This is a genomic window from Pseudomonas sp. zbq_18, assembly GCF_043102245.1.
GTDB lineage: Bacteria > Pseudomonadota > Gammaproteobacteria > Pseudomonadales > Pseudomonadaceae > Aquipseudomonas.
Window position 1 is genome coordinate 434,512 of sequence record NZ_JBICIT010000001.1, and the last position, 15,635, is coordinate 450,146.

The 15,635-nt window shown below is 59.3% G+C and carries 15 protein-coding genes; all 15 read left to right on the top strand.

The window, feature by feature from the left end:
- Entirely contained in the window at positions 1 to 1,086 is a 1,086-nt protein-coding gene (gene serC, locus ACF8C6_RS02110; protein ID WP_392497780.1) for a 3-phosphoserine/phosphohydroxythreonine transaminase, read from the top strand.
- Entirely contained in the window at positions 1,086 to 2,183 is a 1,098-nt protein-coding gene (gene pheA / locus ACF8C6_RS02115; RefSeq protein ID WP_392497781.1) for a prephenate dehydratase, read from the top strand. Before serC ends, pheA begins: the two co-directional genes overlap by 1 nt.
- Positions 2,184 to 2,780 (top strand): adenylyl-sulfate kinase, encoded by a 597-nt coding sequence (cysC, locus tag ACF8C6_RS02120; RefSeq protein ID WP_392497782.1) that lies wholly within the window; start codon positions 2,184 to 2,186, stop codon positions 2,778 to 2,780.
- A gap of 33 nt (positions 2,781 to 2,813) precedes the next feature.
- Positions 2,814 to 3,923, top strand: coding sequence for a histidinol-phosphate transaminase (gene hisC, locus ACF8C6_RS02125; RefSeq protein WP_392497783.1), 1,110 nt, complete (start codon positions 2,814 to 2,816; stop codon positions 3,921 to 3,923).
- A 4-nt stretch (positions 3,924 to 3,927) separates the two neighbouring features.
- The gene (locus tag ACF8C6_RS02130; protein ID WP_392497874.1) at positions 3,928 to 6,159 is read left to right on the top strand and encodes a bifunctional prephenate dehydrogenase/3-phosphoshikimate 1-carboxyvinyltransferase; all 2,232 of its coding nucleotides are present in this window, start codon (positions 3,928 to 3,930) and stop codon (positions 6,157 to 6,159) included.
- Positions 6,156 to 6,821 carry a (d)CMP kinase gene (cmk, locus tag ACF8C6_RS02135; RefSeq protein ID WP_392497784.1) on the top strand — a complete coding sequence of 222 codons (666 nt, stop codon included), beginning with the start codon at positions 6,156 to 6,158 and terminating at the stop codon, positions 6,819 to 6,821. The genes ACF8C6_RS02130 and cmk overlap by 4 nt, the downstream gene beginning before the upstream one ends.
- A 142-nt stretch (positions 6,822 to 6,963) precedes the next feature.
- Complete coding sequence (gene rpsA, locus ACF8C6_RS02140; protein ID WP_277690107.1) at positions 6,964 to 8,643, top strand: 30S ribosomal protein S1; 1,680 nt, start codon at positions 6,964 to 6,966, stop codon at positions 8,641 to 8,643.
- A gap of 169 nt (positions 8,644 to 8,812) precedes the next feature.
- Positions 8,813 to 9,097, top strand: coding sequence for an integration host factor subunit beta (gene ihfB, locus ACF8C6_RS02145; RefSeq protein WP_277690108.1), 285 nt, complete (start codon positions 8,813 to 8,815; stop codon positions 9,095 to 9,097).
- Between the two features lie 30 nt (positions 9,098 to 9,127).
- A complete protein-coding gene (locus tag ACF8C6_RS02150; RefSeq protein ID WP_392497785.1) occupies positions 9,128 to 9,385 on the top strand; it encodes a lipopolysaccharide assembly protein LapA domain-containing protein in 258 nt (85 codons plus the stop codon).
- An 88-nt stretch (positions 9,386 to 9,473) separates the two neighbouring features.
- Entirely contained in the window at positions 9,474 to 10,427 is a 954-nt protein-coding gene (locus ACF8C6_RS02155) for an NAD-dependent epimerase/dehydratase family protein (protein WP_392497786.1), read from the top strand.
- A complete protein-coding gene (locus ACF8C6_RS02160) occupies positions 10,424 to 11,431 on the top strand; it encodes a glycosyltransferase family 4 protein (RefSeq protein WP_392497787.1) in 1,008 nt (335 codons plus the stop codon). The genes ACF8C6_RS02155 and ACF8C6_RS02160 overlap by 4 nt, the downstream gene beginning before the upstream one ends.
- Positions 11,432 to 11,461: 30 nt before the next feature.
- A complete protein-coding gene (locus ACF8C6_RS02165) occupies positions 11,462 to 13,459 on the top strand; it encodes a polysaccharide biosynthesis protein (RefSeq protein ID WP_392497788.1) in 1,998 nt (665 codons plus the stop codon).
- A gap of 86 nt (positions 13,460 to 13,545) precedes the next feature.
- Entirely contained in the window at positions 13,546 to 13,863 is a 318-nt protein-coding gene (locus ACF8C6_RS02170; protein ID WP_392497789.1) for a ComEA family DNA-binding protein, read from the top strand.
- 93 nt (positions 13,864 to 13,956) lie between these two features.
- A complete protein-coding gene (locus tag ACF8C6_RS02175) occupies positions 13,957 to 14,847 on the top strand; it encodes an NAD(P)-dependent oxidoreductase (protein WP_392497790.1) in 891 nt (296 codons plus the stop codon).
- On the top strand, positions 14,844 to 15,629 hold the full coding sequence (locus tag ACF8C6_RS02180) for a hydroxypyruvate isomerase family protein (RefSeq protein WP_392497791.1): 786 nt from the start codon (positions 14,844 to 14,846) through the stop codon (positions 15,627 to 15,629). Before ACF8C6_RS02175 ends, ACF8C6_RS02180 begins: the two co-directional genes overlap by 4 nt.
- The last annotated feature ends 6 nt before the right edge of the window (positions 15,630 to 15,635 follow it).

Here is a 15,635-nt window from a genome sequence, read left to right on the forward strand (position 1 = left end):
GTGAGCAAACGCGCCCATAACTTCTGCGCCGGCCCGGCCGCGCTTCCCACCGCCGTGCTGGAGCGTGCCCAGGCGGAGATGCTCGACTGGCAGGGCAGGGGCCTGTCCGTGATGGAAATGAGTCATCGCAGTGACGAGTACGTGGCCATCGCCGAGAAGGCCGAACAGGATCTGCGCGACCTGCTGAGCATTCCTAGCGATTACAAGGTGCTGTTCCTGCAGGGCGGTGCCAGCCAGCAGTTCGCTGAAATTCCGCTCAACCTGCTGCCGGAAGACGGCGTGGCCGACTATATCGAGACCGGCATCTGGTCGAAGAAGGCCATTGAGGAGGCGCAGCGCTACGGCAATATCAATGTCGCCGCCAGTGCCAAGGGCTACGACTACTTCGCCATTCCCGGGCAGAACGAGTGGCAGCTGTCGAAAGACGCTGCCTACGTGCACTACGCCAGCAACGAGACCATCGGTGGCCTGCAGTTCGACTGGATCCCCGAGGTGGGCGATACCCCGCTGGTGGTGGATATGTCTTCGGATATCCTCTCCCGTGAGATCGACGTCTCCAGGTTTGGTCTGATCTACGCCGGCGCGCAGAAGAACATCGGCCCCAGCGGCCTGGTCGTCGCCATTATCCGCGACGACCTGCTGGGTCGCGCCCGCAGTGTCTGCCCGACCATGCTCAACTACAAGGTCGCCGCTGACAACGGCTCCATGTACAACACCCCGGCGACCTATTCCTGGTACCTCTCCGGCCTGGTCTTCGAGTGGCTGAAGGAGCAGGGCGGCGTCGCCGCGATGGAGCAGCGCAACAAGGCCAAGAAGGACCTGTTGTACAAGGCCATCGATGCCAGCGACTTCTACAGCAACCCGATCCAGCCGAGCGCCCGCTCCTGGATGAACGTGCCGTTCCGCCTGGTCGACGAGAAGCTGGACAAGGCTTTCCTGGCTGGCGCTGAAGCGCGCGGCCTGCTCAACCTCAAGGGCCACCGTTCGGTGGGAGGCATGCGTGCCTCCATCTACAACGCTACTGGCCTGGACGCGGTGGAGGCCCTGGTGGCCTACATGGACGAGTTCGAGAAGGAGCACGGCTGATGAGCGACGCCGATCAGCTGAAGGCGCTGCGGGTTCGCATCGACAGCCTCGACGAGAGAATCCTCGAGCTGATCAGCGAGCGCGCGCGCTGTGCCCAGGACGTGGCGCGGGTGAAGATGGCGTCTCTGCCGGAAGGCGAGAAGCCGGTGTTCTACCGCCCCGAGCGTGAAGCCTGGGTGCTCAAGCACATCATGGAGCTGAACAAGGGGCCGCTGGACAACGAGGAGATGGCGCGGCTGTTCCGCGAAATCATGTCCTCCTGCCTGGCCTTGGAGCAGCCGCTCAAGGTCGCCTATCTCGGCCCGGAAGGCACCTTCAGTCAGGCCGCGGCGATGAAGCATTTCGGCCACTCGGTGATCAGCGTGCCGATGGCCGCCATTGACGAGGTGTTTCGCGAAGTGGCCGCCGGTGCGGTCAACTTCGGTGTGGTGCCGGTGGAGAACTCCACTGAGGGTGCGATCAATCACACCCTGGACAGCTTCCTCGAACACGACATGGTGATCTGCGGCGAGGTGGAGTTGCGCATCCACCACCACCTGTTGGTCGGTGATACCACCAAGCCTGACAAGATCACCCGCATCTACTCTCACGCCCAGTCCCTGGCCCAGTGCCGCAAGTGGCTGGATGCGCACTACCCGAACGTCGAGCGCGTAGCGGTGTCGAGCAACGCGGATGCGGCCAAGCGGGTGAAGAGTGAGTGGAATTCGGCGGCGATCGCCGGCGATATGGCGGCCAATCTCTACGGCCTGACCAAGCTCCAGGAGAAGATCGAGGATCGCCCGGACAATTCCACGCGCTTCCTTATCATCGGCAGCCAGGAAGTGCCGCCGACCGGCGACGACAAGACCTCGGTCATCGTCTCCATGCGCAACAAGCCGGGCGCCCTGCATGAACTGCTGGTGCCGTTCCACACCAACGGCATCGACCTGACCCGCATCGAGACCCGCCCGTCGCGCAGCGGCAAGTGGACCTACGTGTTCTTCATCGACTTTGTCGGCCATCACCGCGATCCGCTGATCAAGGATGTGCTGGAAAAGATCAATGGTGAGGCCGTGGCGCTGAAAGTGCTGGGGTCTTATCCGAAGGCGGTGCTCTGAATGGATCCAAACATTCGTTGGCAGTCTCATGCGGTCGACGTGAATGCGCGTGCGCTTATCAAAGGCCAGCGTCCCTGTCTGATCTGGCTCACCGGCTTGAGTGGGGCAGGGAAGTCAACGCTTGCCGATGCGCTTGAGCGCCGATTGTTCGCTGCCGGTCGGCATACCTATCTGCTCGATGGGGACAATCTTCGCCATGGATTGAATCGCGATCTCGGCTTTGGCCCCGAAGATAGGCGCGAGAATATCCGGCGTGTTGGGGAAGTCGGGGCATTAATGCTCGATGCCGGCTTGATTGTCATCGCGGCTTTTATTTCGCCTTTCAGGGCTGATCGCGACCTTGTGCGGGCGCTGGTGCCTGGCCGTTTCATCGAGGTTCACGTTTCTACGCCATTGAGTGTGTGCGAAGGTCGCGACCCGAAAGGCCTTTACCTCAAGGCGCGTACTGGGCAACTCAGAAATTTCACCGGTATCGACTCACCTTTCGAGGTGCCCCTGGCCGCTGAAGTGAGTGTCGATACCTCATCTCTTTCGGTAGACGAGGGTGTTGAGTGTATTTGTAGATACCTGGCAGCCGCTGGTTTTATCGATGCCTGACTGTTCAGTAGTTAATGCTTTTGAGGTCTATTCATGAGCTGCGATTTTCTCGCCCAGGCTGTGCCGGGCGTGCAGAAACTTTCGCCCTACGTGCCGGGCAAGCCGGTCGATGAGCTGGCTCGCGAGCTGGATCTCGACCCGGCCGGCATCGTCAAGCTGGCCAGCAACGAGAATCCGCTGGGGCCGTCGCCCAAGGCGCTGGAAGCCATACGTACCGAGTTGGCCGAGTTGACCCGCTACCCCGACGGTAACGGCTTCGAGCTGAAGTCCAGGCTGGCGGCGCGTTGTGGTGTGACGCCGGCCCAGGTGACCCTGGGCAACGGCTCCAACGACATCCTCGATTTGGTCGCCCGCGCCTGGCTGGCGCCGGGCCTCAACGCCGTATTCAGTCAGTACGCCTTCGCCGTCTATCCCATCGCCACCCAGGCGGTCGGTGCTCAGGGCAAGGTGGTGCCGGCCAAGGGTTACGGTCACGATCTGGAGGCCATGCTGGCGGCCATCGATGCCAATACCCGCGTGGTCTTCGTCGCCAACCCGAACAATCCGACCGGTACCTGGTTCGGTCCGGACGTGCTGGAGCGCTTCCTCGCTCGTGTGCCGGAGAACGTACTGGTGGTGCTGGACGAGGCTTATATCGAGTACGCCGAAGGCGGCGAACTGCCGGATGGCCTCGACTACCTGGCGCGTTACCCGAATCTGCTGGTCTCGCGCACCTTTTCCAAAGCCTATGGCCTGGCTTCGCTGCGTGTCGGTTATGCACTGAGCTCGCCGCAGGTGGCCGACGTGCTCAACCGTGTGCGTGCGCCGTTCAACGTTAACAGCCTGGCCCTGGCTGCCGCCTGCGCGGCGCTGGACGATGCCGACTACCTGGCGGCTAGTCGCCGCACTAACGACGCCGGTATGGCCCAGCTGGAGGATGGTTTCCGCAAGCTGGGTCTGCAGTGGATTCCCAGCAAGGGCAACTTCATCGCCGTCGACTTCGGTCGCGATGCTGCGCCGATCAATCAGGCGTTGCTCAAGGCGGGCGTCATCGTGCGGCCGGTGGCCGGCTATGGCATGCCGACCTTCCTGCGTGTGTCCATCGGTACCGAGGGCGAGAACGCTCGCTTCCTCGAGGCGCTGGAGCAGATTGTCCGTGGCTGATGCAATGCCGTTGCAACAGTCGCCTGGCAGGCTCGGTCGCCTGGTGGTAGTGGGGCTCGGCCTGATTGGTGGCTCTTTCGCCAAAGGCATGCGCGAGAAGGGGCTGTTCAGTGAGGTCGTGGGTGTCGATCTGGACGCGGAATCGCGGCGCCTGGCCGTCGAGCTGGGTGTGGTTGATCGCTGCGAAACCGAGCTGGCGGCCGCCTGTCAGGGCGCTGCGGTGATCCAGCTGGCGGTGCCTATCCTGGCCATGGAAAAGCTGCTGGGCCAGCTGGCGCAGTGCGATCTGGGTGATGCGGTACTCACCGATGTCGGCAGCGCCAAGGGCAATGTGTTGCGTGCGGCGCGTCTGGCCTTCGATGGCAAGGTAGCGCGTTTTGTCCCGGGCCATCCGATCGCTGGCTCCGAGCAGAGTGGGGTGGAGGCGGCCAATGCCGAGTTGTTTCGCCGGCACAAGGTGATCCTGACACCGCAGGAGTCCACTGATACCGAGGCGCTGGCATTGGTCGATGGCCTGTGGCGAGCGCTGGGTGCCGACGTGGAGCATATGGAGGTGGAGCACCACGATCAGGTGCTGGCGGCTACCAGTCACCTGCCGCACCTGCTGGCCTTCACCCTGGTCGACTCGCTGGCCAAGCGCAGCGAGAACCTGGAAATCTTCCGTTATGCCGCCGGTGGCTTCCGCGATTTCACGCGGATCGCCGGTAGCGATCCGGTAATGTGGCACGACATCTTCCTCGCTAATCGCGAGGCCGTGCTGCGTACCCTCGACGCATTTCGTGATGACCTCGACGCCCTGCGCGGCGCGGTTGACGCAGGGGACGGGCATCAGTTGCTGGGCGTGTTTACCCGCGCTCGGCATGCCCGCGAGCATTTCAGCAAAATTCTGGCCCGCAGGGCCTATGTGGACGCTATGCATTCGAACGACCTGATCTACCTCGCCAATCCCGGTGGCTCTCTTTCCGGCCGTATCCGTGTTCCGGGCGACAAGTCCATTTCGCACCGCTCGATCATGCTCGGCTCGCTGGCCGAAGGCACCACCGAGGTGGAGGGCTTCCTCGAGGGCGAGGATGCGTTGGCTACTCTGCAGGCTTTCCGTGATATGGGGGTGGTCATCGAGGGCCCGCATCACGGTAAGGTGACCATTCATGGCGTCGGCCTCAATGGCCTCAAACCGCCTCCTGGCCCGCTTTACCTGGGCAATTCCGGCACCTCCATGCGTCTGCTCTCCGGTCTGCTGGCGGCGCAGCCGTTCGATACCGTGCTGACTGGCGACGCCTCGCTGTCCAAGCGGCCGATGAATCGCGTGGCCAAGCCTCTGCGCGAGATGGGCGCGCTGATCGAGACCGCGCCGGAAGGCCGTCCACCGCTGACCATTCGTGGTGGTCGCCGCCTGGGTGGCATGACCTACGAGATGCCGATGGCCAGTGCTCAGGTGAAATCCTGTCTATTGCTGGCAGGTCTCTATGCCGCCGGTTCCACTACTGTGATCGAGCCGGCGCCGACTCGCGATCACACCGAGCGCATGCTGCAGGGCTTCGGTTATCCGGTAGCGGTCGAGGGTAATGCCGCCACGGTTGCATCCGGCCACAAGCTGATTGCCACCCATATCGAAGTGCCGGCGGATATTTCCTCCGCTGCATTCTTCCTGGTGGCTGCCAGCATCGCCGAGGGTTCCGAGCTGGTGCTGGAGCATGTTGGCATCAACCCGACCCGCACTGGCGTGATTGATATTCTCAAGTTGATGGGGGCCGATATCTCTCTTGAGAATCAGCGCGAAGTGGGCGGTGAACCGGTTGCCGACATTCGCGTGCGGGCGGCCAAGCTCAAGGGTATCGATATCCCCGAGGATCTGGTGCCTCTGGCTATTGACGAGTTTCCGGTGCTGTTCGTTGCGGCCGCCTGTGCTGAGGGCCGTACGGTGCTGCGCGGTGCGGAAGAACTGCGGGTGAAGGAGTCTGACCGTATTCAGGTCATGGCTGACGGCCTGATTGCCCTGGGGGTTAAGGCTGAGCCAACCCCGGATGGCATCATCATTGAAGGCGGCACTATCGGTGGTGGTGAGGTGTGGAGCCATGGCGATCACCGTATCGCCATGTCTTTCAGCGTCGCCTCGTTGCGTGCCACAGCGCCGATTCGCATTCATGACTGCGCCAACGTCGCCACCTCTTTCCCCAACTTTCTAGGTTTGGCGGCTCAAACCGGCATCCGCGTAGCGGAAGAGGGCAACTCATGAATGCCATGGTGATCACCATCGATGGCCCCAGCGGTTCGGGCAAAGGCACCATTGCTAGTTTGTTGGCCGGCAAGCTGGGTTGGAATCTACTCGACTCCGGCGCGCTCTATCGTCTGTTGGCGTTCGCTGCCGGCAACCACGGTATCGACCTGACCAATGAGGAGGCGCTGAAGACTTTGGCTGCGCATCTGGATGTGCAGTTTATCGACAAGCGCATCATCCTTGAGGGTGAAGAGGTTACCGATGCTATTCGTAACGAGCAGGTAGGTGCTGGTGCTTCCATGGTTGCCTCGCTTCCTGCGGTGCGTGAAGCGCTGCTGCAGCGCCAGCGTGCTTTCCTGGAGTTGCCCGGTCTGGTGGCGGATGGTCGCGACATGGGAACCGTGGTGTTTCCGGATGCGCCATTGAAGATTTACCTGACGGCTAGCGCAGAGGAGCGCGCCCGCCGTCGCTACCTGCAGTTGAAAGGCAAGGTGGAAGGTGTTAGCCTGCCGAGTCTCCTAGACGAGATTATCGCTCGAGACGAGCGTGATATGCAGCGTTCAGTGGCTCCGCTGAAGCCGGCGGCCGATGCCATTCAGTTGGATTCCACGGAGCTCAGCATCGAACAAGTCTTGGAAAGAATTCTCAGCGAGGTCGCCAGTCGCGATCTCGCCGGGTAAGCCAGGCCGCAATGTTGCGGCCGACAAGGAGGCAGGCGGGAGACCAGTCATAGTCCCGCAGGCCTCTTTTTACATGAACGAACCCACATTGTCTGGAGTGTGGTTTGGGCAGTTTCCCTGCCCTTGATCGACAGGAATCAACATGAGCGAAAGCTTTGCAGAACTATTTGAAGAAAGCCTGAAATCCCTCGACATGCAACCGGGTGCCATCATCACCGGTATCGTGGTCGACATCGACGGTGACTGGGTTACCGTACATGCCGGTCTGAAGTCCGAGGGCGTCATCCCGCTTGACCAGTTCTTTAACGAACAAGGCGAGCTGACCATCAAGGTCGGTGACGAAGTCCACGTTGCTCTGGACGCGGTTGAAGATGGCTTCGGTGAAACCAAGCTGTCCCGCGAAAAAGCCAAGCGCGCTGAGTCCTGGCTGGTTCTGGAAGCTGCGTTCAACGCTGAGGAAGTGGTCAAGGGCGTTATCAACGGTAAAGTCAAAGGTGGCTTCACTGTTGACGTCAATGGCATCCGCGCGTTCCTGCCGGGCTCCCTGGTTGACGTTCGTCCGGTGCGTGATACCACTCACCTGGAAGGCAAAGAGCTGGAGTTCAAGGTCATCAAGCTGGACCAGAAGCGCAACAACGTTGTCGTTTCCCGTCGCAGCGTGCTGGAAGCCGAGAACAGCGCCGAGCGCGAAGCTCTGCTGGAATCCCTGCAGGAAGGCCAGCAGGTCAAGGGTATCGTCAAGAACCTCACCGACTACGGTGCGTTCGTTGACCTGGGTGGCGTCGATGGTCTGCTGCACATCACCGACATGGCCTGGAAGCGCATCAAGCACCCGTCCGAGATCGTCAATGTTGGCGACGAGATCGACGTCAAGGTTCTGAAGTACGACCGCGAGCGCAACCGCGTCTCCCTGGGTCTGAAGCAGCTGGGCGAAGATCCATGGGTCGCCATCAAGGCTCGCTACCCGGAAGGCACCCGTGTCACCGCCAAGGTTACCAACCTGACCGACTACGGCTGCTTCGCCGAGCTGGAAGAAGGCGTGGAAGGCCTGGTGCACGTGTCCGAGATGGATTGGACCAACAAGAACATCCACCCGTCCAAAGTCGTTAACGTCGGCGACGAAGTGGAAGTTCAGGTTCTGGACATCGACGAAGAGCGTCGTCGTATCTCCCTGGGTATCAAGCAGTGTAAGTCCAACCCATGGGAAGACTTCTCTGGCCAGTTCAACAAGGGCGACAAGATCTCCGGCACCATCAAGTCGATCACCGATTTCGGTATCTTCATTGGTCTGGATGGTGGCATCGACGGTCTGGTTCACCTGTCCGACATCTCCTGGAACGAAGTAGGCGAAGAAGCTGTTCGTCGCTTCAAGAAGGGCGACGAGCTGGAAACCGTCATCCTCTCCGTTGATCCGGAGCGCGAGCGCATCTCCCTGGGCATCAAGCAGATGGAAGACGATCCGTTCTCCAACTACGCCTCCCTGAACGAGAAAGGCACCATCGTGCGCGGTACCGTCAAGGAAGTAGACGCCAAGGGCGCTGTTATCAGCCTGGGCGGCGAGATCGAAGGCGTTCTGAAGGCTTCCGAAATCAGCCGTGACCGCGTTGAAGATGCGCGCAACGTGCTGAAGGAAGGCGACGAAGTCGAAGCCAAGATCATCAGCATCGACCGCAAGTCCCGCGTTATCAGCCTGTCCATCAAGTCCAAAGACGTCGAAGACGAAAAGGACGCGATGAAAGAGCTGCGTAACAAGCAGGAAGCCGAAACCACTGGTCCGACCACCATCGGTGATCTGATCCGTGCTCAGATGAACCAGAACTAAGTTCGGGTTGGTCTTTGAAAAGGGCGACTTTAGTCGCCCTTTTTCGTTTCCGTCTTTCTCATTCGCGCGCTCTGATTCCCTCTTGACATTTAGGCTACCCAAACATCGGCAGGCGTGCTAAAAACACCCCTACTAGATGATCTAGCCGCTTGAAAAAGAAGGGAAAACCATGACCAAGTCGGAGTTGATCGAACGCATTGTCACTCACCAGGGGCTGCTGTCATCCAAGGACGTGGAGCTGGCGATCAAGACTATGTTGGAGCAGATGTCTCAGGCTCTGGCGACAGGCGATCGCATCGAAATTCGCGGCTTTGGCAGCTTCTCCCTACACTACCGCGCCCCACGTGTTGGTCGTAATCCTAAAACTGGCGAGTCGGTACGCCTGGATGGCAAGTTCGTGCCGCACTTCAAACCGGGAAAGGAGCTACGGGATAGGGTCAATGATGATGAGTGATTTTTGGCCTGGATTTGCAGGAATCTGCGTATGTTGAGCAGCATTAGACTTGTCTTGCTGGGTGTCGTCCTGATGATTTTGGGAGCGGCTATAGTGCTGCTAATCCTGCAAAACCCGCAGCATGCTCAGTTTAATTTTCTCTACTGGACAACACCTGTCTTGCCATTTTCTATCTTTCTGGCCATGGCTTTTGGGCTTGGTTCGCTGGCTACTTTGTTGTTTAGCTTGAGTTTGCTTGGTCGCAATAGCCTACTCAAGCGGCGGCGCTCTCAGTCTTCATCCTCTTAAAAGCTGGGTAAGATCTTCGCTGAGTTAAGTGTTATTTCTGTGCAGCTTTTTATATTCCTTTTTTAGAATGCTCAGCGAGTACATGGCCATGAATCGGGTGCTTGTAACTGGAGCCTCCGGTTTTGTCGGAAGTGCTTTGGTTTCCAGGTTAAAAACAGAGCCTGGTATTGATGTCGTTTCCGCTTTACGCAAAGCGCATGATGACAGTTGTTTAGAGCTGGGCGATTTGGAGAGGCCGCAATTTTCCACGAACCAGCTTAAGGGCTTCACCTCGGTAGTACATACCGCTGCTCGTGTGCATGTGATGCGTGATCAGGCGAGTGATCCGCTTGCCGAGTTTCGTCGGATAAATACCGCAGCTACCCTGGCACTTGCCGACGCGGCTGCGAAAGCGGGTGTTCGACGCTTTATCTTTATCAGTTCGATCAAGGTCAATGGCGAAACAACGCGCATGGGCGCCCCATTTCGTGCCGACGACCTACCGGCTCCCCAGGATCCATATGCTATCTCCAAGCTGGAGGCGGAGCAGGGGCTATTTCAGTTGGCGCAGCGCACGGGGCTCGAGGTCGTCGTTGTGCGTCCTCCGCTGGTATACGGGCCTGGTGTGCGGGCTAACTTCCAGAGCATGATGCGCTGGCTGCGGTTCGGTGTGCCTTTGCCTCTGGGGGGAATTGAGAACCGCCGCAGTTTGGTGGCTTTGGATAATCTTGTTGATCTGCTCGTGTGCTGCTTGGGTCATCCGGCCGCTGTAGGCCAGGTGTTTTTGGTCAGTGACGGCAAGGATCTTTCGACTACAGAGTTGCTCAAACAGTTGGGCGCTGCGTTGGGTGCGGTACCGCGGCTTTGGGGCTGGACAGGGCCGATGCTCAAATCGTGTTTGTTGCTCATGAATCAGGACGCATTGGTTCGGCGACTATTTGGGTCCCTGCAAGTGGACATCAGCAAGACACGAACACTGCTAGATTGGAATCCTCCAGTAGACACGTACAAGGCCCTAACTCAGACCGCCGAGCATTTCTTGAGGCAGCGGGAACAGATATGACGCTGCTGCTTATGTTCTTCTTTGTCGGCTCGGCTTCTTGGCTGGGTACTTGGCTGCTACGTGCTTATGCTCTGCGTCGCCGCATTTTGGATATTCCCAATCAGCGCAGTTCTCATTCGAGGCCGACCCCGCGAGGCGGTGGAATGGCCATAGTGCTGAGTTTCCTGCTGACTCTGCCCATATTGGTCTTAGGCAACTGGCTTACGCCCGCACAGGCAATAGCCCTGCTAGGGGGCGGCGGTGTTGTAGCTTTGGTCGGGTTTCTCGATGATCATCGCCATATACCTGCGCGCTGGCGCTTACTGGCTCATGTTTTATCTGCTGCTTGGGCGATCTACTGGCTGGGTGGGGTACCTGACCTGCAGCTGGGCGATACTGTATTCAGCCTTGGTTGGGTGGGTGTACCACTTGGCATTCTTTATTTGGTATGGCTGCTCAACCTTTATAACTTTATGGATGGCATAGACGGGATTGCTGCTGTCGAGGCCATCACCACCTGTTTGAGCGTTGTGGCCATCGCGGCTCTGATAGGTAGCTGGCAGCTGGCTTTGCTACCCGCCCTTTTAGCGACTGCGGTAGCGGGCTTTCTCTATTGGAACTTTCCTCCGGCGAAGATTTTCATGGGGGATGCCGGTAGCGGCTTTCTAGGTTTCATATTGGGAGTTCTCTCCCTCTTGATGGCTTGGGAGCGCCCAGAGTTGCTGTTTTCTTGGTTGATTCTGCTAGGCGTTTTTCTGGTAGATGCCAGTTGCACTCTGCTACGTCGTTTTTTGCGCGGTGAAAAGGTTTATGAGGCGCATCGCAGCCATGCCTACCAACATGCTTCACGCATAATTGGTAGCCATTTGCCGGTCACCTTGGCAGTGGCGTTGATTAATCTTTGTTGGCTACTACCTTTGGCCATATGGGTCGCGCTGGGGGGAAATGCCGTATTGTTGCTGATACTGGCATATCTGCCATTGCTCGGGCTTGCCTTTAAGTATCGCGCAGGCCTTGGCGAGTAATTATTGTATTTGATCAGGGGCATGGAGCCTATGAGTTTTCGCGCATGGCTAGTGAGCTGGCCTCGTCGCTACAAGCGGTTGCTTCAGGTGAGTGCCGATGTCCTCGTTTCTTGGTTGGCACTCTGGCTGGCTTTCTGGGTTCGACTGGGCTCCGATAAGCTGATCAATCCCTTCGGCGATCACTACTGGTTATTTCTGGCAGCCCCGGCCATTGCTATTCCTGTCTACATCCGCTCCGGCATGTACAGGGCTGTATTGCGTTATATGGGCAATGATGCCCTGGTGAGCATCTTCAAGGCCGTCACGGTCTCTTCACTATTGATGGCATTACTGGTGTATTGGCACCGTGATGCGCCTGCCATGGTTCCACGTTCCCTGGTGTTCAATTACTGGTGGCTGAGCTTGATCCTGGCCGGGGGCATGCGACTGCTGATGCGGCAGTACTTTCTGGGGGACTGGTTCAACGGGCTCACCGCGATGAACCTTGCCGGCTCCAGAGAAGATGGCTTGCCCCGTGTTGCCGTTTATGGGGCCGGGACGGCAGGTAACCAATTGGTTGCTGCGTTGCGTATGGGGCGCTCGATGCGCCCTGTTGCCTTTATCGATGACGATGGAACTATCGCCACCCAGGTTATCGCAGGGCTCAAGGTCTACAAGCCCAAGCATATTGCGCAGATGATCAATGAGACTGGAGCCCAGGAGATTCTCTTGGCCTTGCCGTCCGCGAGTCGCTCCAGGCGCAAGGAAATACTGCAGTATCTGGAGTCTTTTCCGCTGCATATTCGTTCCGTGCCCGGCATCATGGATCTGGCCAACGGCAAGGTCAGGGTCGACGATATCCAGGAAGTTGACATCGCTGATCTGTTAGGTCGTGATCCCGTACCTCCGCAGCCTGAGTTGTTCGAGCGTTGCGTGCGGGGCAAGGTGGTCATGGTGACCGGTGCTGGCGGGTCCATCGGCTCCGAAATTGCTCGTCAGGTGATTGGCACACGGCCTAAGGTGCTGGTTTTGGTTGAACATGCCGAGTTCAATCTGTACAGCATTCATGCCGAGTTGGAAGCCTCGATTCGCAGGGAGTCGCTGCCGATTCGGCTCGTGCCGATACTGGCTTCGGTGCGTAACCAGCAGCTTATGCAGCATGTGATGCGGGCCTGGGGTGTGAACACTGTTTATCATGCGGCTGCCTATAAGCATGTACCCATGGTCGAGCACAACATCGCCGAAGGCGTACGCAACAATGTGCTGGGTACCCTGGGAGCAGCGCAGGCAGCGCTCAAAGAGGGGGTGGAGCACTTTGTGCTGATCTCTACGGACAAGGCCGTTCGCCCAACCAATATCATGGGCAGCAGCAAGCGCCTGGCAGAGTTGGTACTGCAGGGGTTGAGCAAAGAAAGCGCGCCGGTGCTGTTCGGCGATCCCTCCGAATTACATCAGGTCAATAAAACCCGTTTCACCATGGTGCGTTTCGGCAACGTGCTGGGTTCATCCGGCTCTGTCATTCCGCTGTTCCGCGAGCAGATCAAGAAAGGGCAGGCCGTTACTGTCACGCACCCGTCCATCACCCGCTATTTCATGACCATCTCCGAGGCCGCGCAGTTGGTGATTCAGGCGGGAGCCATGGGGCAGGGTGGTGATGTTTTTGTGCTGGACATGGGGCAGCCGGTCAAAATCCTCGACCTCGCCGAGAAGATGATCCATCTCTCGGGCCTAAGTATTCGCTCTGAACGTAACCCACACGGCGATATCGAGATCGAGTTTACCGGCCTGCGGCCGGGAGAGAAGCTGTACGAGGAATTGCTGATTGGCGACAACGTCAGCCCTACCGAGCATCCGATGATCATGCGCGCCAGCGAAGAGCATCTCTCGTGGGAGGCCCTGAAGTCGGTTCTGGATGAGCTGCTGGCGGCCTTGCAGCGGGACGATTACGACAGGGTCAGACAACTGTTGCGCGAGACAGTAAATGGCTATGCGCCGGAAGGTGAAATAGTCGACTGGATTCATGTGCAGAACCGCACAAAAGATCGATAGTGGCGGTTTGACAGCTATTGGCGGATGGCTAGCTTTGTTCGTGCGTGATGGGAATCGCGCTCATACTCACGAAATGGAGCTTTACCATGACCAAGATGCATGTTGCAGCACTGCTGTTCTCCTGCCTCACTGCTTTCTCCTTCAATGCCGCAGCCGTCGAGTCAAAGACTCAGCCAGAGCCGGTTGTCGAGGCTCGGCAAGTCACTTCCCTGATCAACCTCAATACTGCCGATGCCGCCACGCTTCAGACCGAGCTGGTGGGTATTGGTCAGGTCAAGGCGCAGGCGATAGTCGATCACCGAGACACCAATGGCCCTTTCGCTTCGGTGGATGAGCTGCTGGAGGTCAAAGGCATCGGCCCGGCGACGCTGGAGAAGAATCGGGCGCGTCTCAGCGTCAACTGACGCAGCCCTGCCAGGAGAAGCCGGTCACCGACCGGCTTTTTTGCTTTATGCGCGGGCTACAATGCGGGCTCTGATTCGAGCAGGAGTTCGCGCGTGCCATCTTCCCTACCTACTCTCGGCTTCGTCGGCATTGGCTTGATGGGGCTGCCCATGTGCCGTCGGCTACTGGCTGCTGGTTATCCATTGCATGTGTGGAATCGCTCGCCGGACAAATGCTCTGAACTGCAGGCGCTTGGTGCGATCATCGAGCGAAGCCCTGCTGCTTTGTGCGCGGAGGTCGATCTGGTCATGCTGTGCCTGGCGGATACGGCGGCCGTACGCTCGGTCGTGTTCGACGCCGATGGCATCGCTGAACGTGCCAAACCTGGGCAGTTGCTGGTGGATTTTTCTAGCCTGGAGCCTGCCGCTACTCGTGAGATGGCCGCAGCGTTGGAGTCGCGTGCCGGCATGCGCTGGGTAGATGCACCCGTCTCCGGCGGTACTCCTGGCGCCGAGGCAGGAACTCTGGCGATCATGGCCGGTGGCCGCGAGGAAGACATCGAGCGTATCCGCCCGGTATTGGCGCACCTGGGCCAACGCTTGACCCGCATGGGTGATGTAGGCGCCGGTCAGGTCACCAAGGTCTGCAACCAGATGCTGGTGGCGTGCAATGCCCTGGTGATTGCCGAAGTGGTGGCGTTGGCCGAACGGGCGGGAGTCGATGCCGCATTGCTGGCGCCGGCCTTGGCCGGTGGTTTTGCCGACTCCAAGCCGCTGCAGATTCTGGCGCCGCAGATGGCCGACAGCCAGTTCGAGCCGATCAAGTGGCATGTGCGCACCTTGCTCAAGGATCTGGACACCGCCGTCAAGCTGGCTCGTGAGCAGGGCGGGGCAACGCCGATGAGTGGCTTGGCGGCACAGCTGATGCGTCTGCATGGTAGCCAGGGGCATCTAGAACAGGATCCCGCCACCCTGGTTCGCCTCTTTCGCGAGGCGTCGCAATGAAGATCTGCGCCAATCTGTCGTTGCTCTTCGCCGAGCTGCCGCTGGCGGATCGAGTCCAGGCTGCCGGGGCGGCCGGGTTCGATGGCGTCGAAATCCAGTTTCCCTACGAATTGCCCGCACTGCGCCTGCAGGAGTTGCTGGTACGGGCCGGCTTGCCGTTGGTGCTGATCAATTTGCCCGCAGGCGATCTGATGGCCAGCGGCGCTGGCTTGGCGGCGGTACCGGCGCGGCAGGCCCAGTTCGATGAGGCATTGCAGGAGGCGCTGACCTACGCGGCCATGGTGCGCCCGCAGTGCGTCAATGTATTGCCGGGCCGTTTGCTGGAAAGTGTGGCGCGGGAACAGGCGCTGGAGTGCCTGGCCGCCAACCTGAAGAAGACTGCAGAAGCCTTTTCGTTGCTGGGTATTCGGGTGCTGTGCGAGGCCATCAATCCGCTGGACATGCCGGGCTTTCTGATCAATACCCCTGAGGATCTCGACCAGCTGCTGCGTCGGGTCGATCACCCCAACTGCCAGGCGCAATTCGATCTCTACCATATGGCCCGGCAAGGTTTGGATATTGCGGCGGGAATCGACCTGCTGGCTGGGCGTATCGGCCATGTGCAGTTTGCCGATTGCCCGGGGCGTGGTGCGCCGGGTGCGGGCACGCTGGACTTCGAGCCGCTGCTGCGCCGGCTCAAGGACACAGGCTATCAGGGCTGGCTGGGGGCGGAGTACAAGCCGTCCGGGCCAACCCCGGCAGGCCTGGATTGGCTGCCGTATTGGCGGGCCGTCACGGCATAGACAGGC